Genomic DNA, 19,265 nt, shown 5'->3' with positions numbered 1-19,265 from the left:
ACCTCAGTCGCGGAAGACGTCGTTCAGCGTGGCGGCGCCCACGAAATTCAATGACCAGGTTTCCAGATGAGCGGAGTCAGCGGAGCGGATCCGCTGCGTGGTGGCTTCGTCCACCGGGCCGAATCGACGCTGGATCAGACGCAGCAGCAGATTGGCTTCGCCTTCGGTGCGACCTTCGGTACGGCCTTTCGCCATGCCATGGCGCTCGGCGATCGTCACATAGCTCATCTCATGCTCCTGTTCCAGCTGCCGAGCAGCCAGCAAGTAGTCCGATTCCAGTGCCGTCGGCAAGCGAACCATCGATTCCACCAGCCGCAGCAATGCGCCGATCCGATCACGCGTGTAACCATAGCCATACAGCCGTCGGGTCAGGTCCAGCAGCGGTGCGAGCCGGGTGGCTTTGTCCGGATGACCGGTCGCCTGCAACTGTGCCATGATCACCACGGCAAAAGGATTCGTCGGGGCCAGCGCGTCCAGTTCGTCCCAGCGGCTGCGCCATGACTCCAATTCTACAATCGGAAAGGTGAATCGGGTCTCCTGCGTCAGGAAGTCGTTCCGATAAGACGCACCCGGACCAGCTTGTCTGCGTGGCGGCGACCCTGGGCGGGCGCGCTGGCCCTCAGCACTGCTTGCAGTTCTTTGTCCAGGAACTCGACCGGCACCAGCCAATCGATGATCGCGTGCAAATCAGGCGCCAGCAGGGCCATCGCCTCGGAGAAATACAACTCCAGCGCTTCCTTCCATGGACTGTCGTGATCGTCGCTCGACGCGGCGGGCGGTGAGGCATTGCGGGCAGGCATGACGGGCTTTCGGGTTCGGAAAGCCCCATTCTGGGCAACCCCCACCTCCCCCGCCAGACTGGAATCTACGAACGGATCAAAGCGTCATACGAGCTTCGTCCCGGTGCTTGGCCTGGCGCACGGTGAGTGGCTCTCTGGCGCGAGTCTGCACGACGCCTATCCGGGCTTAATGACCCGCTCATGTGTGTTTTCTAGTCACAGCCTTTTTCAGGGCCTCGTTCATTCGAGTCTGCCAACCAGGGCCGCCAGCCTTGAAGGCGTCGATCACGGCCTTGTCGTAGCGGATCGTGAGTTGGACTTTAGGCGTTTCGGATTTTGGACGTCCCCGACGTGACATCTTCGAGAAAGCCTCGTCATTGGGAACGTATGTGTCAGGGTCTGCTGCGATGCCGCAGTTGATCTCGTGATTTTCTTCCTCGGTAGGCATATAGATTTTAGGTTTCATCGACATAGCGTTTAACCTCCCTGCGGTTCGCTTTGCGCATCGACCTCGAACCACACCTCTGGCCAGTCGATCTTGCTTGCCAAAGACAGCGAGACACGATGTTTGCGCCGGTTGATCTCGTCCTTGGCTGGAACAAAGGTGATTTCCATCAGGTGATTTCCATGGATTTATCGTAGCTACGATAATCTGGATTGGCAAGCTGTTTTTGCGGTTGCGTATTCTGTACAACACTACCAACCGCTTACGGAAAGCCCCCATTCTGGGCAACCCCCACCTCTCCCGCCAGACTGGAATCTACGAACGGATCAAAGCGTCACACCGGCCTCGCCTCAATGCCTGGTTTCAGATAAACCCCATAGCCATTTCCGGGTTTTAGTGCTTGGCCACCTGATGTATCATCCCGTTCATCCGATGAACATCGCCCTGGCGCTTGCTGACCGTGTCACAGCACGGCGGTAGCGTGCCTGAAACACCTGAAACGTCACCCATGGCCTATTACCAACATGAAACCGCCATCGTCGATCCCGGCGCCCAGATTGGCGAAGGTGCCCGCGTCTGGCATTTTGTCCACGTCTGCGGCGGCGCCCGCATCGGCGCCGGGGTGTCCCTGGGGCAGAACGTCTTCGTCGGCAACAAGGTCGTCATCGGCGACCGCTGCAAGATCCAGAACAACGTCTCCGTCTATGACAACGTCACCCTGGAAGAGGGGGTGTTCTGCGGTCCCAGCATGGTGTTCACCAACGTCTACAACCCACGCTCGCTGATCGAGCGCAAGGACGAATACCGCGACACCCTGGTCAAAAAGGGCGCCACCCTGGGCGCCAACTGCACCGTCGTCTGCGGCGTCACCATCGGCGAATACGCCTTCGTTGGCGCGGGCGCCGTCGTCAACAAGGACGTCAAGCCCTACGCCCTGATGGTCGGCGTGCCCGCCCGCCAGATCGGCTGGATGAGCGAACACGGCGAACAGCTGGACCTGCCCTTGAGCGGCAACGGCGAGACCACCTGCACCCATACCGGCGCCACCTACCGTCTGGCCGACGGCCAGTGCGTCCGTCTCTGATTTTCATCCCACATCCACCATCACCATGCAATTCGTCGATCTACAAGCCCAGTACCAGCGCCTGAAATCTGAAATCGATGCCGGCATCCAGCGCGTGCTGGCGCACGGCCAGTTCATCCTCGGGCCGGAGGTTGCTCAGTTGGAAGAACGCTTGGCCGCCTATACCGGCGCGAAGCATTGCATCACCGTTGCCAACGGCACCGATGCTCTGCAGATCGCCCAGATGGCGCTGGGGATCGGACCGGGCGACGAGGTCATCACCCCGGGCTTCACCTACATCGCCACGGCCGAGACCGTCGCCCTGCTGGGCGCCAAGCCCGTCTATGTCGACATCGACCCGCGCACCTACACCCTGGATCCCGCGACGCTGGAAGCCGCCATCACCCCCCGCACCCGCGCCATCATCCCCGTATCCCTGTACGGCCAGTGCGCCGACATGGACACCATCAATGCCATTGCCGAAAAGCATGGACTGACGGTCATCGAGGATGCCGCCCAGAGCCTGGGGGGCAGCTACAAAGGCCGCAAGAGCGGCAACCTCTCCACGATCGCCTGTACCAGCTTTTTCCCCAGCAAACCCCTGGGCTGCTATGGGGACGGCGGCGCCATCTTCACCAACGACGATGCGCTGGCGACGGTCCTGCGCCAGATCGCCCGCCACGGGCAGGACCGGCGCTACCACCACATCCGGGTCGGCGTGAACAGCCGCCTGGACACCCTGCAGGCCGCCATCCTGCTGCCGAAGCTGGCCGTCCTGGACGATGAAATCGCCGCCCGCCAGCGCGTGGCGGACACCTACACCCGGCTGTTCAATGCCGCAGGCGTCCAGGCCACGCCCATCATCGAATCCCACAACGTCTGCGCCTGGGCGCAATACACCGTGCAGATCGACGGGCGCGACGCCGTGCAGGCCGCCCTGAAGACCGCCGGCATCCCCACCGCCGTCCATTACCCCATTCCCCTGAATCGCCAGCCTGCCGTGGCCGATGAAAGCGTCTCGCTGCCGATCGGCGACGCCGTGGCCGAACGCGTCATGAGCCTGCCGATGCACCCGTATCTGGACGATGAGGCCATCGGCCGCGTCGTCGACGCCGTGGCCCAACGCCAGCCGGCCTGATTCACCTACCTTTTTAATCCAATCCCAACGAGAGACATGAAGAACTTCGCCCTGATCGGCGCCGCCGGTTACATCGCCCCGCGCCATATGAAAGCCATCAAGGATACCGGCAACCGGCTGGTGGCCGCCCTGGATCCCAACGATTCCGTCGGCATCATCGACAGCCATTTTCCGGACGCGGAGTTCTTCACCGAGTTCGAGCGGTTCGACCGGCACATCGACAAGATGCGCCGTTCCGACAAGTCGGAGAACATCGACTATGTCTCCATCTGCTCGCCCAACTACCTGCACGATTCACACATGCGTTTCGCCCTGCGTTCGGGCGCGGATGCCATCTGCGAAAAGCCGCTGGTGCTGAACCCCTGGAACATCGACGGCTTGCAGGAGATTGAGCGCGACACTGGCCGGAAAGTCAATACCATCCTGCAATTACGAGTGCATCCGGCCATCGTGGCTTTGCGCGAGCAGGTCGCGGCGCAGAAAAGGGACGGCAAGCATGAGGTTGATCTGACCTACATCACATCCAGGGGCCACTGGTACCTGCAGTCATGGAAGGGCGACGTGAAGAAGTCGGGAGGCATTGCCACCAATATCGGCGTGCACTTTTTCGACATGCTGCATTACATCTTTGGCGCGTTGCAGGCCAACGTGGTGCATGCCAATGCCGAAACCTATGCCGGCGGCTACCTGGAATATGAACGGGCTCGTGTCCGCTGGTTCCTGTCCGTGGACTATGCCGACGTGCCGGAGGCGCAAAAGAAAGTCGGCCAACGCACCTATCGATCCATCACCGTGGATGGCCGGGAAATCGAGTTCTCCGGGGGCTTTACCGACCTGCATACACGCAGCTATGAGGAAATCCTGGCGGGCCGAGGCTTCGGGCTGGAGGAGAACCGCGTAGCCATCGAGACCGTATCCACCATCCGCAATGCGCCTCTGGCTCCATTGACCGGGGATTACCATCCATTCCTGAAAAAATGACTGATGGCGTCTACGAAGAAAACCACCTGAAGGTTCTGCGTCTGCTGGAGGCTGATCCGGGGTTGAGTCAACGTGATCTGTCGCAAGCTCTAGGGATTAGTCTGGGCAAGACCAATTACTGCGTGCGAGCCTTGCTGGACAAAGGCCTGATCAAGATGCAGAACTTCAGGAGCAGTGGCAATAAGCTCGGCTATGCCTATCTCCTGACACCAGCCGGAATCGCGGCGAAAGCAGATCTGACGCGCAGTTTCCTGAAGATCAAGATTCAAGAGTACGAGATGCTTAAGCGGGAGATTGAGGACTTGCAGCAGGAGGCTCGACCCAAATCTTGAACCAGCGGGGTCGATCGATTTATCACGGGCGTAATTCGAATTTAACGCCCTTAATATAAACGCCGTTCGTTGATCAGTGTTTCCCCCATTTTTCGCCGCGTCGTGTTTCGTCCACCTAGACCGAGGCAGCCTCGTGAATCTTGGCTAGACCGCAGGGATTCAGCCCAGATAAGTAGCAGTCATTTTCTTTGTGGGAAGTTTCCGTGGATTCTGCACGGATGACATTCATTGCGCGTGTACCGTGAGTTGTGTCAGTGCTAGCATCGGTCCAGCAGGCTGCTCGTATGAACGCGTGCAATCCTAGACAGTACCTTATCGCGGGAGCTGATGCCAGCCCTTGATTGTTGGTATATCGGTAAATTGCCAAGGCTGAACCCGAGTTGCCGCAAGAACCACGCAGGCCAGACCTTTGAAAATAGCCCATTATCGGGCAGAGCTGCGTAAAACCGTAACGTGGAGATGAGCGCGAATCTATATTAACTGACCTGAATTACCTCTAAGGCAAAGCGGCATTGGCTTGGGGGAAGATCGCGACGATTGCCAAATCGGTAGGCTGCGTTCATGGTTTCTAAGTTGATCGCGTGGTAGGACGGTTATTATCAATGCCGATGCGGTTTCTGTCTACAAGCGCATCATTGTGCAAGTCTGGACCTAGGTCGGCTGGCCAGTGTGATTCACCGGTTCATTTTCCCTGGAGGAGCAGTTAACGTGGAGCAGTTGGTTACTCATATGTCAATCGCAAATTTAGTGCGGGGATTCTGGGGGCATTTGAGTTCACGGCGGAAGCGGCAATTAAGTTTGCTAATGCTATTGATGGTGCTTTCCTCGTTTGCTGAGGTCTTAAGTTTAGGGGCTGTGTTACCATTTCTAGGAGTTCTAACTACACCCGACAAGATCTTTGGCCTCCCAGTGTTGCAACCTGTTCTGCAGTGGTTTAGTTTCGAGAGAGCAGAAGATTTGCTGCTGCCAGTGACGGCGTTATTTATCCTCGCAGTATTGCTGGCAGGGGGAATGCGACTGTTAATGTTGTATGCGAGCACAAAGCTTTCCTTTGCGATTAGTGCCGACTTTAGCTATGAAGTATACCGTCGGACCTTGTATCAGCCTTATCTGGTTCATGTTTCTCGGAATAGTAGTGAGATAATTAGTGGAATAGTAAATAAGGTTGGACTGATACTCTCTGGTCTATTAACCCCGGTATTGACTCTAGTGAGTTCAATTTGGTTGCTGGGGACGATATTAGTGGCTCTGATGATAATCAATCCCCTGATTTCATTGATCGCATTTTTTGGCTTCGGCGCGATCTATGGGGTGGTTATCTTCGTTATGCGTAGGCGCCTGGAAATCAATAGCCAGAGAGTTTCCCTGGAATATCCTAAGGTTATTCAGGCGCTCCAGGAAGGACTGGGTGGCATCCGGGATGTTCTTATAGATGGAAGCCAGATTAGCTATTGTGAGATCTATCGCAATGCGGATGTTCCATTGCGAAATGCGCAAGCTAGTAGTCTATTTATTGCGGGTGCCCCGCGATTCGCAGCGGAGGCATTGGGTATCGCCTTCATCGCAGTGTTGGCCTATGTTCTATCCCAACAAGATGGAGGGGTGGCAAGTGCTATTACAACCCTTGGTGCCTTAGCGTTAGGGGCGCAGCGGATGTTGCCATTGCTTCAGCAAGGTTATCAGGCACTGGTTAGTATTCGAAGTAGCCAGGACTCGTTATGTGACGCGTTGCGTTTGCTGGATCAGCCTGTGGATCTATCCATCCATCAGAGAGATGGCTGTGAGGCATTATTCTTCCGGAAAGAGATTCGGCTGGATCGTGTCGGGTTTCGTTATGCTCCAGACGGAGTGATGGTGCTTAATGATATAAACCTAACGTTATCATATGGAAGCCGCATAGGGTTCGTTGGGACCACAGGAAGCGGAAAGAGCACGTTGTTGGATGTGATTATGGGTCTTCTGCCCGCAACAGAAGGGGACGTTCTGATTGATGGAGCGCCTCTTAAAACAACCAACTTGCGGAGCTGGCAGCGACTTATTGCCCATGTGCCACAGGCAATCTATCTTTCCGATAGCAGCATATCTGAGAATATCGCTTTCGGTGTGCCGGTCCGTGAGATTGATATGGTGAGAGTTAAAAAGGCAGCACGTCAGGCGCAGATTTCTGATTATATCGAGTCCCTCCCAGATGGATATAGTACCCACGTTGGTGAAAGAGGAGTCCGATTATCAGGCGGACAGAGGCAGCGTATTGGTATTGCCCGGGCACTATACAAACAAGCACAGGTAATAATCTTTGACGAGGCCACCAGTGCGTTAGATAATGATACCGAGCGTGCAATAATGGATGCAATAGATTCCTTGGACAGAAATTTAACCATTCTTATGATTGCTCATCGCCTGTCTACATTGGAGAGGTGCGATCAGATTGTTGAGATTAGTAAAGGGCGTGTCGTAAAGACTACCGATTATCATAATATCGGGAAAAATTAAGCGGCTCCGGCCATTTCTTCTGTAGTACAGCATTTGCTTCCCGGATAAGCGCGGGCCGTTAGTGATTTACCGATCTACTCGTGCTCGAACTGTTGCGGGCATCCTCGATAAGAGGTGGCCGTCTCAGAAGCTTAGATGACAGTGTCGGATTTTCGAGCATTAGGTGCGTATTAATCCTACCTGCGCATCTCAGGTGTGGGGGCAGCCAGAGATAAGTAGTAGCCGAATCGGTGGGGGGTTGCGCATGTCGCCTTAGATTGTGCACAGAGATTCGGCATGCGCGAGCATATCAGGTTAAAGGTCACTTAGAAAATCCCGGTATTCTTCCATGTTCTATGATTTCATCTGCGACACCATTCCGAACATGCTTGGTGCGCTACAGGCTCCAAAGGATAGTATATTATTCGCCGGAGTTATTAAATTGGAGTGTCGTGATGCGGGTGTTGCTTGTGGGGTCAGCCGACTCCATTTGGTTAAAAAAATATATAGATAACATTGGCGATGATCCCAGGATAGACTTCTCGGTCCTTTCTCCTGAAAATCACATGTTTAGTGAGTTCTATAGGGAGAAAAATGTATGCATATATACGGCCCCCTTCTCCCAAAGGAGTGTGCCTGAGGAGATCGGTGGAGGGGGCTTGAAGGGAGGTGGGCAGAAGAGCGTTAGAGAAATGGTCAAATCCATTCTTCCCGATTTTCTGTCCAAACGAATATATTATTATCTCGCCTCTAGGAGGGTAAAAAAATTCCTGATATCTCAGGAGCGATTTGATGTTGTTCATTTTCATTATGTTTCTGAAGATACCGATCTGATTTATTATAAGTCAGTCAGAAGATATGACGCGCGGGTTATATTAACCTACTGGGGTAGTGACCTATTAAGAAATGATAGGCCTAGAAGCAACAAGAGGATAAGAAAAAGAGCGGACTCTATTGTTTGTTTGTCAGAGAAGCTAGCGGCCCGCTACTTGAGTCTCTACGGAAAAGGGGACAAGAATAAGTTAAAAACAATAGGGTTTGGTATATCCGGATATGACTATATCGACAGAATTTATAGCGAAAATCGTGGGCTGGATGCCAAAGGCTTGTTGTCGTTGCCGGAGAGTAAACTACACGTCGCTGTGGGATATAACGCCTCGGAGGCCCAGCAGCATGTCGGTGTGATAAGGGCTATAGCGCGCCTACCTAAAGAATATAAGGAAGAACTGCATCTAATTCTGCAACTCTCTTATGGTAAGTCGGAAGATTGCTCTTACTACGACTTGATCAATCGGGAGCTTGAGGCTTCGGGATGTTCCTGGACCATAATAAACGAGTTCTTGGACGACTATAATAGTGCCTTGCTAAGGTGCGACATCGATATCTTTGTCCACGCCCAAGTAACAGACTCTTTATCGGCTAGCATGCTTGAATATTTATATGCGGGAGCCGTCGTCATTAATGGTTCCTGGCTGGATTATCCTATGCTGAGCGCTTTAGAGAACAAGTGCCTGTCGTTTGACGATTTTGATGGTCTCACGGGGCTGTTGGAATCTGTAATGAAGGGTTCCCATGGACGAGAGAAAATGAGTGCTTCTGACAAGGAAACGCTGAGAGCGATAAATTCTTGGCAAAGTGTGAGATCGACGTGGCTGGGTCTATATGCACCTTGATTTCGGTGTAACACACCGCATTTTCGTAGCATTTCGGGCCCTATTAAGAATAAGTGACCTAATATGGTAGCTTAATAAGGTTAGGGGCGGTGGTGTTTTTTTTGAAATTCAAATGCGGTAACCGGCGTCGGTCAAAGAACGATTTTCTAAGCTTAGGATATGGTAAATCTCATAGGGTCTGTATAAATGCGTGTCTTCATCGGTCCAAATGAAGTGGCTGGACAGTATAGGAATCTGACGATTGCTTTGCGCGCTATCGGAGTGGATTGTGATTACTATATTTTCAATGACGAAAATTTGAGATATGGCGGCGATCTTGGGGATTCCAGGTTGCCATCATTCGTAAGGCGGCTAAATGTCCTTAGGCGGAACAAACCAAGGATTATTCGGTACCCAATCTCAATCGCCATTGAGTTGATGTCGGCTATTTTCATGTTGCGTTGTATCTTCCTATATGACGTATTTCTGTTTGGATTCGGATGCTCCTTTCTGCGCTGGAACGTCGATTTGCCGATTCTAAGATATTGCGGAAAGAGAATGGTTGCGAATTTGTCGCATGGGTCCGATATGACGCCACCATACATTGATGGCGCGTTGCTGGATCAAGAGTCGAGGATGCCTGATCTGGATCGCTTGTTTGATCGATCTATCATCATGAAAGCGACAATAAGGAGGTTTGAGAAATATGCAGATCTTATTATTGGTTCTCCCTTGTCTTCCTCTTACTACTCCAGTGGGAGATTCATTAACCTATTTCATATTGGCCGGGTTAGTCAAGGGTTCAGATACGTTGGGTTTAATAAACCAGTCATTGATATGGGGGCCAATCCTGACACTCCTCCTCGGAGGATCCGTATATTGCATGCGCCGTCTCATGCACCGGGGAAGGGGACGGCATTCATCGAGAAGATAGTAGCCGAACTAGTAAAGGAAGGATATGAAATAAACTTCATGGAGATAGTTGGGAAAAGTAATAATGAGGTTATTGAGGCCTTGAGATCTTGTGATTTGGTTGTGGACCAAGTATACGCAGACTTACCCATGAGCGGCTTGGCGGCGGAGGCCGCCTGTCTGGGAAAGCCTACTCTGATAGCCGGGTATGATTTAAGTAGATTGAAGGCAATAACACCTTCGGAGTGCTTTCCACCGATGTTAGTTTGTGCTCCTGATGATCTCTATAAGACCTTGAGGGGATTGCTTGATAATCCCGCAGAAATACGATCCGCTGGAGAAAGAGCGCGGGACTTCGTCTATGGACGGTGGAGCGAACGAGAGGTCGCGCAGAGATACCTTAAGCTGTTCACAGAGGATACGTTTCCAGAGGCATGGTGGCATGACCCTAGGAGTGCAATATTCCTGCATGGCTATGGTTTGAGCAGAGCTGGCAGCAAAGAGGTAGTGAAGCGGGTGATCGATAGGTACGGTCTGCGCGCACTGGGCCTAGAGCATCGCCCCGATCTGGAGGCCGCGTTCCTTAATTATTCAATGGCTTCTCACTGATATGTGTGGTGTTCTAGGTGCGTTCTTAAAAAGAGTGCTTCCTGATCAGGATGAGCGTGTTCGCTCTGCACTAGGCGCATTGCGGTATCGTGGTCCTGATGATTCGGGAGCGGAAAGCTTTCCATGCCTCAGTGGGTCTCTGATACTCGGCCACACCCGACTTTCAATCATTGATCTTTCGAGCGCGGGGCATCAGCCATTCCATAGCGCAGATGGCCGTCATGTCATAGTTTACAACGGTGAGATTTATAACTATCGGGAGCTTCGTTCAGAACTGATCGCGCTAGGCTACGCTTTTCTTACGGAATCCGATACCGAGGTCTTGTTGACGGCTTGGATTGTTTGGGGAAGTAGCTGCCTGCACCGGTTTGTCGGAATGTTTTCCTTTGCAGTACTCGATCGAGAAGAGTTGACACTGACATGCGTACGTGACGCGTTCGGCATCAAACCCCTATTCTATACGGAGGAGGATGGCAATTTCATCTTTTCATCGGAGATTCGAGCCCTAACGGCGCTTAAATCGAACAAGGCAGAAGTGAATTGGCAACGATCTTATGACTACTTAGTTCATGGCGAATATGATTCGGGCGAGGAAACTTTTTTTGCCAATGTGAAGCAGTTACCATCGGGCCATCTCATGGTCGTCACTTTGACCGAGGGTGCGACGCCCGTATTGTCGTGTTGGTGGGCTCCCCGGATCATTGAGCGGATTGCCCTCACGCCGGGCGAGGCTGTTGAGCAGATCAGAGAATGCTTTCTGAGTAGTGTGCGTCTTCATCTCCGCAGCGACGTCGCGCTCGGTGTGGCATTATCTGGGGGGGTTGATTCGTCAGCTGTGGCGTGCGCCATGCGGCATGTTGACCCGCATGTGCCAATAAACACATTCAGCTTTATTGCTAGAGGCAGTTCGGTTGACGAAGAGAGGTGGATCGATATCGTTAATCAGAAAGTTCAGTCTAAGGCGCATAAGTTGATTATTGAGCCTGGCGAGTTGGTCCGGGACATCGATGATGTGATACATGCGCAGGGAGAGCCCTTTGGTAGTATGAGCATTTATGCTCAATATCGTGTCAATCAATTGGCGAGTAGCCATGGCGTGAGAGTTATGTTGGATGGGCAGGGGGCGGACGAGATCCTCGGAGGATATACCGGGTTTCCGGGCGAAAGAGTTCATAGCCTGCTGGACGAACGTCGCCTGGGTGCCGCATGGTCCTTTATTGGATCTTGGGCGAAGTGGCCGGGGCGTAGTAAGGCTTTAGGGATCCGCGCGGTCTTGGCCGAACTTAGTACGGGGCCCGTTCATGAGTTGATGCGCTGGGCCGCTGGAATGAATAGAATACCAGACTGGATCATTCCGGACATCGCTGAGGGTATGAATATAGTTCCGCGGGTTGGACGCTTTCGGTCGGGAGATGAGGCCAGGGGGAGGCGCGTGGTCGCCCAGTTGGCGAATATGCTGATTAAGCACGGACTGCCTGCGCTCTTGCGCCATGGTGATCGAAATTCGATGCGTTTCTCAGTGGAAAGTCGCGTGCCTTTTCTTTCTCTTGAGTTGGTTGAGCTTATGTTATCCATGCCAGAAGATTATTTGGTTTCACCGAGTGGGGAAACCAAACATATCTTTCGCGAGGCGATGCGAGGCATTGTGCCTGATGAGGTTCTTTTCCGTAAGGATAAAATTGGATTTGAGCCGCCCGAGAAAGAGTGGTTTTTTTCAATCGCCGGGAAGGCTAGGGAATGGTTAAGCGAAGACATCGCCATTCCGTTCGTCCGCCGCGACGTCCTATTGGCGCAATTTGACGAGGTTGCTACGGGCAGGCGTCCATTCACATGGCAGGTCTGGCGTTGGATAAATTTTTACCGCTGGCGGGCATGCGTGGCCTCTTGACGAGCGAGCAAGTTGCAAGCTGAAGCTCGTGTTGCTGAAAACTCTCCGCTTGGCGTCCTCGAGGGTGTGTTATCCGCTTGGTTCCGATATCAAACATTTTGAGATGAATAGCGTTCATATCACACTGACCGAATTCAGAAATGAGAGTAGGGTGATCAAGGAAACCTCTTCTCTGGTTTCCCTTGGCTTGTTTGAGCGGGTGCGTGTCGTGGCCCTTGGGGCGGACGATCTTCCCGAGCGGGGGATGGTTGCAGAGGGGGTGGATGTCGTCAGAATCTGCCTGAAGACAAGAAACCTACCCAAGAACATAATATTTCAGACCATTAAATTCGCGGAGTTTCTCATCCGGGTCATGTTTGAGGTGCATCGGTTTCGGCCTGCCGTTGTCAATGTCCACACACTGGCCCTACTGCCCGTTGGTTGGCTTGTAAAGAAGATTTTCCGCAGTGAGTTGGTTTATGACGCACATGAACTGGAGACTGAGGTCGTGGGGCTTCGCGGAGTGAGAAAGCGCTTGGCGAAGTGGGTGGAACGATGCTTTATCGAATCGTGTTCTCTGGTGATTGTGGTGAGCGAGAGTATTGCTGACTGGTATCAAAAGGAATATCCGATAAGGCGGCCTTTCGTTGTTATGAATGCGCCTCGTCGCACTCTGCCTGGAAACTCAGACTGGTTTAGGAAGGAACTTGGTATTCCCGCGCATAAGTTAATTTTTTTATACCAAGGTGGATTGACTCGCGGCCGCGGTGTGGAAGCTCTCCTGGAGGCATTCAAGGTTAGGACGGATGATGACGCCGTTCTGGTTCTTATGGGCTATGGTGAGCTGTTGGCGGATGTTATCGAGGCTTCACAACGCTGCGAAAGAATCTTTTTTTGTCAGGCGGTCTCTCCCGATGTGTTGTTGGACTGGACATCCTCGGCAGATATTGGCATTTCCTTGATAGAGCCAAGCTGTTTGAGTTATTTGTATTGCATGCCAAATAAATTGTTTGAGTATGCGATGGCAGGTCTGCCTGTCATGGTATCGCAAACTAAGGACATGGCGGAATTTGTGGAGAGGTGGGATATCGGCGTGGTTTTGCCAGACGTGACTCCATCCGGAATTAATCGCTCTGTCAGTCAGATGATGTCTGATGCCGGGTTTGATAAATATGGAGAACGTGCCTGTCGGGCTGCGTTTCTTCATTCGTGGGAGGTGCAGGAATTGCGGCTATTGGAGGGTTATGCATCCATGGGTATATCTCCGACGGTGTAGATCCGCCACAATGGGCTTCGTCAGGCGTCCTTCTGGTTTCTTGCTCCTTTATTCCCCGTTTAAGGGGCGATATCGATTTCTGCAACGATGATAGCAATCCTGGATTATGGTATGGGCAATGTTGCCTCTATAAAAAATATGTTTCGTCGGATCGGCGGGGATGCAGTGATCGTGTCGTCGCTTCAAGGGCACGATCACCTCACTGGCGTTGTATTGCCGGGGGTTGGGGCGTTTGATAATGCGATGATAAAGCTGGGTGAATTGGGATTGATAAAGGATCTGCATGACTCCGTCGTGACCAGGAAGTTGCCCTTTCTTGGGGTGTGTCTGGGCATGCAACTCTTGTTTGAGTCAAGTGAAGAGGGGCGACTTCCGGGATTGGGCTTCGTCCGGGGCACTGTGAAACGGTTCTCAAGCAGTGATTTTGAGGATCGAAAATTGAAAGTTCCTCATATGGGATGGAATGGCATTAATCCACGTAAGAACGCATGGCTGTCTTCGGGATCCGATGAGGAGCAGAGATTCTATTTTGCGCACTCCTATCATGTGGTGTGTAAGGATGACGCTGATGTGTCCGCGACGTGCCACTATGGGTATGAATTCGCTTGTGCAATCCAGCACCAGAATATTCTTGCGACCCAGTTTCATCCTGAGAAGAGTCATAGATTCGGCTTGGCCGTGTTCAACCGCTTCATGAGCATGACATGCTGAGTACCAGAGTTATACCTGTACTTCTGTTGAAAGATCAGGGACTGGTGAAAGGTGAGAAATTTCGTAATCATAGATATGTTGGCGATCCGATAAACGCTGTCCGGATATTCAACACCAAAGAAGTTGACGAGCTTGTGTTCTTCGACATCATGGTTAACCGGAATGGTGGTAAGCCGGACTATGGTTTTCTCGCGGATATTGCATCAGAAGCCTTCATGCCGTTTGGCTATGGCGGAGGACTGACCGAGGTCGCCGACATAGAACGTCTATTCAAAGTCGGTGTGGAAAAGGCGATCATAAATACTGGCTCATTCGATCTGGATCTTATAAAGAATGCAAGTCGCATTGCGGGTTCACAGAGTATCGTGGCGTCTATTGATGTGCGCAAGTCGTTGCTGGGAAAGTATGAGGTTTACATCAGATCGGGTACCTGCAATACGAAGATGGACCCTGTTACACATGCAAGACGATTGGAAGAGGCGGGGGCGGGTGAGTTAATCGTATGTTCCATGGATCGTGAAGGCACCCTCAGAGGATATGATCTCGAACTGATTTCGAGGGTCTCGGCGGCGGTGTCTCTACCTGTGGTGGCATCAGGAGGGGCGGGATCGATCGACGATATGAAACGTGCTGCGATGGCGGGGGCTTCTGCGGCGGCCGCAGGCAGCATGTTTGTTTTTCATGGGAAGCGGAAGGCAGTGTTGATTACCTACCCGAAGTATTCCGAACTCATGGCTGCCTTGGAGGAGCGAAAGTGAAAGGAGAAGGTAAATATCAGGTGTGTTCGCGTTGTGTGATGGATACATCTGACCCAGAGATCGACTTCGATCACTATGGGGTATGCAATCATTGCCGCACCTTTGACACTGAAACTTCCAAAAACTGGTTTCCTGGCAAGGATGGTGAGCGGCGGCTGTTGGCAATTTGCGATCAGATCAGAAAGGAGGGGAAAGCTCACGAGTATGACTGCATTATGGGTTTGAGTGGGGGAATAGACAGTTCCTATCTTGCCCTGAAGGTCAAGGATTACTCACTGCGTCCGTTGGTGGTTCACGTTGATGGTGGATGGAACAGCGAGCTTGCCGTACATAATATTGAACGGGTTGTTGACTATTGTGGCTATGATTTGCATACGCAGGTAATTCAATGGGAGGAGATGAGGGACCTTCAGGTTGCGTATCTAAGATCGGGTATTGCTAATCAGGATGCGCCGCAAGATCATGCCTTTTTTGCCTCACTGTATAAATTTGCCGTAAAGAATCGGATTAGGTATGTAATCAGCGGAGGTAATATCGCTACAGAGTCGGTTTTCCCCGGGGCGTGGCATCATTCAGCGATGGATAGGGACAATCTGATGTCGATTCATGGCAGATTCGGTACCATGCCGCTGCGCACTTTCCCGCTCATCAGCGTGTTTCAGTATTATTTTTACTTTCCGTTCGTTCGCAAGATGAAGACGATACGTCCGCTGAATTACATGAGTTATGACAAGAAAGAGGCGCTGGAATATCTTCAGGATAGAATCGGGTATAAAGACTATGGCAGAAAGCACGGGGAATCGATCTTTACAAAGTTTTTCCAGAATTACTATCTGCCGAAGAAATTCGGTTATGACAAGCGTCGCCCTCATTTGGCCAGTCAGATTCTTAGTGGTCAGATAGAACGGGATGACGCGTTGCAGACATTGGAGCAGCCGCTGTACGATCCGCATGAGCTCGTGGAGGACAAAGCGTATATCGCCAAGAAATTGAGAATCTCTGTGGAAGAGATGGATTTGCTTTCCACTCCCCCGGGGAAGGATTATAGGGAGTATAGAAATTGGGATAGGAAGTATATGGCCATCAAAAAAATACAGCATATGGTGGAGCGTTTCTCTCACCAAAGGGTCGGAAACTATTCATAACTTCCGCGATATAGGCGGACATTAAACGGGCTCCACGAGCGCCACTGTTGGATCGTGGCGACGAGCCATCATGATTTCTAACGTGGAGTTTGGGAAAAATTATGCGGGTTGTCCATATCACCTCGGCTCACTCGCGCGATGACGTACGTATTTTCCTCAAGGAGTGCACCAGTCTGTCTCGGCACGGGCATGAAGTTACGTTGCTTGTAGCGGATGGTCTCGGAGATCACATCAGCCGGGCGGCGGGAGCCGTCTCCGTCCTGGACGCAGGTAGATTTGGGGGGCGTGGTAGACGGATTCTCCTGGCACCTAGGCGACTGCTAAGACTGGCTAGTTCAATTCGAGCAGATGTTTGTCACTTACACGATCCGGAACTCCTGACCATCGCGCGTTCATTGCAAAGAAGGGGCTGTAAGGTCGTTTTTGATGCTCATGAAGATGTCCCCAAGCAGATTTTGGCGAAGCATTATCTTCACCCCTGGGCCCGTGGAGTCATCTCCCGCATCGTCTCCGTGTATGAACGTCACGTATGTAGTCGGTTGAGCGGGGTGGTTGGTGCGACACCAACAATACGCGATAAGTTCGTGACCTGCGCTCGGAAGGTCGTGGATGTAAACAATTTTCCCTTATTGGGAGAACTGGACTCTGTAGATGGCTCTTTGCGTACTGGAACAGACATTTGCTATATCGGGGGAATGGCTGCAATCCGCGGAATCCGGGAAATAGTACAGGCTATGGGGTATGTGACGCATCACGGCCTCCGCCTCAATCTTGTCGGCACATTTATTGAGCCGGAAGTTGAAGCTCGGCTTCGGGCCTCTGTCGAGTGGTCTAGAGTACAGGCGTGGGGTCAGCAGGGTAGAACAGGGGTTCGGCAAGTGCTGGCTCGGTCTAGTATAGGTTTGGTTACGCTGCACCCAACAGTGAACTATGTGGATGCTCTACCTATTAAGATGTTCGAATACATGGCCGCAGGGATTCCTGTCATTGCATCCGATTTCCCCTTGTGGCGTAGCATTATTGAGTCTGCTGGGTGTGGCATCTGCGTCGACCCACTTGATCCGAAAGCCATTGCCCGGGCTATCGATGAGTTACTCGCAGAACCGGATCGTGCCGTGCAGATGGGAAGAAATGGCCGCCAAGCTGTTTTGGACCGCTTCAATTGGAGCATTGAAGAGGAAAAATTACTTGATTTCTATCAAGCATTGTAAAAAGCAGATGGAGCGCCGGGCTAATTGCCTCGGCCTCTCTTCATCATAGTGGAACTGAGAAATGTGTGGAATTTTTGGAGTTGTCGGTGCGAGTTCTCTGGCAGAGAGCGATTTGCATTGCCTGATTGAGCATGCCCAGCAGCGTGGCATGGATTCCAGCGGCCTGATGCGTCATGATGGGAGCCACTATCGAGTGGCTCGCGCCGACTTTGGGGTCATGCGCCTTTGGAAGCGGCAGGGCAGGCCTTCCGGTCCTGTGATGTTCGGCCATAGTCGGCTGGTTACCAACGGCCAAGCGGATAATCAGCCAGTCGTGCGTGATGATGTCTGCGTATTCCACAATGGGATCATCGTTAATGTCGATGAGTTGTGGCCTTTTTCGAAAGAGCCCCGGCGCCTCCTGATTGATACGGAAATCATAGCGGCACTGACGTTGCAATCGCTGAAGGACGGTGCATCGGTAGAGGAACTGCCAGAGAAGATCCTTGCAGTATGCCAAGGTGTAGTTGCTTGCGCCTTGGTGCTGCCTAAACAGGGGAAATTGTGCCTGTTTTCGAATAACGGCAGTTTGTACCTTGGCCAGAAAGATGGTGTGCAGGTTTTTGCATCCGAATCATATCCGCTGGAGAAAATGCACTGTACCGATGTGCGGCAGGTACGCGATGCAGTGTTTATCGATATTCCAGTTTCAGGTGCGCCGGTCGCCGTTTCCGATCAGGCGAGCGTGCGGCCGGCCTTGATCCCCGCTCTTGGCTCGGTCGCCAGTGAGGAACGTATGCTGGAGTACCCTGCATACCGGCTAAGGCGTTGCAGCAAGTGCTTGTTGCCGGAGAGCATGCCGTTTATCCGTTTTGATGCGGATGGGGTTTGCAATTACTGTTACAACTACAAGCCCAGGAATAAACCCAAGCCGAAAGATGAGTTACTTGCCTTGTTGGAGCCTTACCGGCGGACCGAGGGCGCGGAGTGTATCGTGCCGTTTTCGGGAGGACGAGACAGCTGCTACGGGCTACATTTGATCGTCAACGAATTGAAGATGCGCCCCATCACTTATACCTACGATTGGGGCATGGTCACGGACCTCGGGCGGAGGAATGTGAGCCGCATGTCTGCGAGCCTGGGTGTCGAGAACATCATTGTGGCCGCGGATATAGAAAAGAAGCGCAGAAATATTGCCATGAATTTGAAGGCATGGTTGAAGGCGCCTCATCTGGGCATGATCAGCGTATTGACCGCTGGCGACAAGCATTTCTTCAAACATGTGGAAACCATCAAGAAGCAGACCGGTGTTTCGCTGAATCTATGGGGCGTGAATCCGCTGGAGGTCACCCATTTCAAGGCGGGATTCTTGGGCGTGCCGCCCTACTTTGAAGAGGAGCGGGTGTATTCACATGGACTTATGAAGCAGTTGCGCTATCAGCGGCTTCGGTTCCGTGCCATGCTGAAAAGCCCCGGTTACTTCAATCGATCCCTGTGGGATACGTTGTCGGGTGAATATTACCGAAGCTTTACAAAAAAGAGTGACTATTTCCACCTGTTCGATTATTGGCGTTGGGATGAAAAGCAGGTGGATGCGACTCTGGACCAATATCATTGGGAGAAGGCGCCGGATACGTCGACGACGTGGCGCATTGGTGATGGGACGGCAGCCTTCTACAACTACGTATACTATACCGTGGCGGGCTTCACGGAGCACGATACCTTCCGCAGTAACCAGATCCGTGAAGGAGATCTGACGCGCGAGGAGGCGCTGGAAATGGTTAAGGAGGAGAACAGGCCGCGCTATCCGAATATAAAGTGGTATTTGGATACGCTTGGCATGGACTTCAAGGAAGTGATCTCCGTGGTAAATCGAATTCCTCGTCTGGTGAACGTGTGAACCATTCGGAGCGTTGTGTCTGGTATGTTTCGAAG

18 protein-coding genes and 1 pseudogene are annotated in these 19,265 nt (G+C 52.3%); 15 read left to right on the top strand and 4 right to left on the bottom strand.

The genetic code is table 11. The features are described 5' to 3' along the window. Positions 1-3: 3 nt before the first annotated feature. The 4 genes from ACFO27_RS09255 to ACFO27_RS09240 all read right to left on the bottom strand — a co-directional run bounded on the left by ACFO27_RS09255 (position 4) and on the right by ACFO27_RS09240 (position 1,394). Positions 4-507: a DUF4351 domain-containing protein gene (locus tag ACFO27_RS09255; RefSeq protein ID WP_376817089.1), complete on the bottom strand. Its 504-nt coding sequence runs from the start codon at positions 505-507 to the stop codon at positions 4-6. A gap of 35 nt (positions 508-542) precedes the next feature. Next, positions 543-800, bottom strand: coding sequence for a hypothetical protein (locus tag ACFO27_RS09250; RefSeq protein ID WP_376817088.1), 258 nt, complete (start codon positions 798-800; stop codon positions 543-545). Between the two features lie 178 nt (positions 801-978). After that, positions 979-1,251: a BrnA antitoxin family protein gene (locus ACFO27_RS09245; RefSeq protein WP_376817087.1), complete on the bottom strand. Its 273-nt coding sequence runs from the start codon at positions 1,249-1,251 to the stop codon at positions 979-981. A gap of 5 nt (positions 1,252-1,256) precedes the next feature. Continuing rightward, positions 1,257-1,394, bottom strand: coding sequence for a BrnT family toxin (locus ACFO27_RS09240; RefSeq protein ID WP_376817086.1), 138 nt, complete (start codon positions 1,392-1,394; stop codon positions 1,257-1,259). Between the two features lie 338 nt (positions 1,395-1,732). Between ACFO27_RS09240 and wbpD the strand changes: the two genes are divergently transcribed. From wbpD to ACFO27_RS09165, 15 genes and pseudogenes are all read left to right on the top strand, one after another. Then, complete coding sequence (gene wbpD, locus ACFO27_RS09235; protein WP_376817085.1) at positions 1,733-2,308, top strand: UDP-2-acetamido-3-amino-2,3-dideoxy-D-glucuronate N-acetyltransferase; 576 nt, start codon at positions 1,733-1,735, stop codon at positions 2,306-2,308. A gap of 25 nt (positions 2,309-2,333) precedes the next feature. After that, positions 2,334-3,425, top strand: coding sequence for a DegT/DnrJ/EryC1/StrS family aminotransferase (locus tag ACFO27_RS09230; protein ID WP_376817084.1), 1,092 nt, complete (start codon positions 2,334-2,336; stop codon positions 3,423-3,425). A gap of 36 nt (positions 3,426-3,461) precedes the next feature. After that, positions 3,462-4,406 carry a Gfo/Idh/MocA family oxidoreductase gene (locus ACFO27_RS09225; protein WP_376817083.1) on the top strand — a complete coding sequence of 315 codons (945 nt, stop codon included), beginning with the start codon at positions 3,462-3,464 and terminating at the stop codon, positions 4,404-4,406. Next, on the top strand, positions 4,403-4,738 hold the full coding sequence (locus ACFO27_RS09220) for a MarR family EPS-associated transcriptional regulator (RefSeq protein WP_376817082.1): 336 nt from the start codon (positions 4,403-4,405) through the stop codon (positions 4,736-4,738). The genes ACFO27_RS09225 and ACFO27_RS09220 overlap by 4 nt, the downstream gene beginning before the upstream one ends. 708 nt (positions 4,739-5,446) lie before the next feature. Then, positions 5,447-7,231: an ABC transporter ATP-binding protein gene (locus tag ACFO27_RS09215; protein WP_376817081.1), complete on the top strand. Its 1,785-nt coding sequence runs from the start codon at positions 5,447-5,449 to the stop codon at positions 7,229-7,231. Positions 7,232-7,665: 434 nt separating this feature from the next. Next, positions 7,666-8,883, top strand: coding sequence for a glycosyltransferase (locus ACFO27_RS09210; RefSeq protein WP_376817080.1), 1,218 nt, complete (start codon positions 7,666-7,668; stop codon positions 8,881-8,883). 654 nt (positions 8,884-9,537) lie between these two features. Continuing rightward, a complete protein-coding gene (locus ACFO27_RS09205) occupies positions 9,538-10,383 on the top strand; it encodes a glycosyltransferase (RefSeq protein WP_376817079.1) in 846 nt (281 codons plus the stop codon). Position 10,384: 1 nt separating this feature from the next. Then, a complete protein-coding gene (asnB, locus tag ACFO27_RS09200) occupies positions 10,385-12,271 on the top strand; it encodes an asparagine synthase (glutamine-hydrolyzing) (RefSeq protein ID WP_376817078.1) in 1,887 nt (628 codons plus the stop codon). A gap of 151 nt (positions 12,272-12,422) precedes the next feature. Further along, complete coding sequence (locus ACFO27_RS09195; protein WP_376817077.1) at positions 12,423-13,526, top strand: glycosyltransferase; 1,104 nt, start codon at positions 12,423-12,425, stop codon at positions 13,524-13,526. A gap of 87 nt (positions 13,527-13,613) precedes the next feature. Then, positions 13,614-14,237, top strand: coding sequence for an imidazole glycerol phosphate synthase subunit HisH (gene hisH / locus ACFO27_RS09190; RefSeq protein WP_376817076.1), 624 nt, complete (start codon positions 13,614-13,616; stop codon positions 14,235-14,237). After that, positions 14,231-14,995, top strand: a complete 765-nt coding sequence (locus ACFO27_RS09185) for an AglZ/HisF2 family acetamidino modification protein (RefSeq protein ID WP_376817075.1) — start codon at positions 14,231-14,233, stop codon at positions 14,993-14,995. Before hisH ends, ACFO27_RS09185 begins: the two co-directional genes overlap by 7 nt. Next, entirely contained in the window at positions 14,992-16,140 is a 1,149-nt protein-coding gene (locus ACFO27_RS09180; protein WP_376817074.1) for an N-acetyl sugar amidotransferase, read from the top strand. The genes ACFO27_RS09185 and ACFO27_RS09180 overlap by 4 nt, the downstream gene beginning before the upstream one ends. A gap of 101 nt (positions 16,141-16,241) precedes the next feature. After that, positions 16,242-16,718 (top strand): annotated as a pseudogene (locus ACFO27_RS09175) (glycosyltransferase); the annotation flags it as partial. Between the two features lie 27 nt (positions 16,719-16,745). Beyond that, positions 16,746-17,351 (top strand): glycosyltransferase, encoded by a 606-nt coding sequence (locus ACFO27_RS09170; protein WP_376817183.1) that lies wholly within the window; start codon positions 16,746-16,748, stop codon positions 17,349-17,351. A gap of 61 nt (positions 17,352-17,412) precedes the next feature. Beyond that, the gene (locus ACFO27_RS09165) at positions 17,413-19,230 is read left to right on the top strand and encodes a glucosamine 6-phosphate synthetase (protein WP_376817073.1); all 1,818 of its coding nucleotides are present in this window, start codon (positions 17,413-17,415) and stop codon (positions 19,228-19,230) included. Positions 19,231-19,265 lie beyond the last annotated feature (35 nt).

Source organism: Castellaniella denitrificans (genome assembly GCF_042653765.1).
Classification (GTDB): Bacteria; Pseudomonadota; Gammaproteobacteria; order Burkholderiales; family Burkholderiaceae_B; genus Castellaniella; species Castellaniella denitrificans.
Note: the sequence above shows the minus strand (reverse complement) of the source record. Positions and strands in the feature narration are given on the sequence as shown.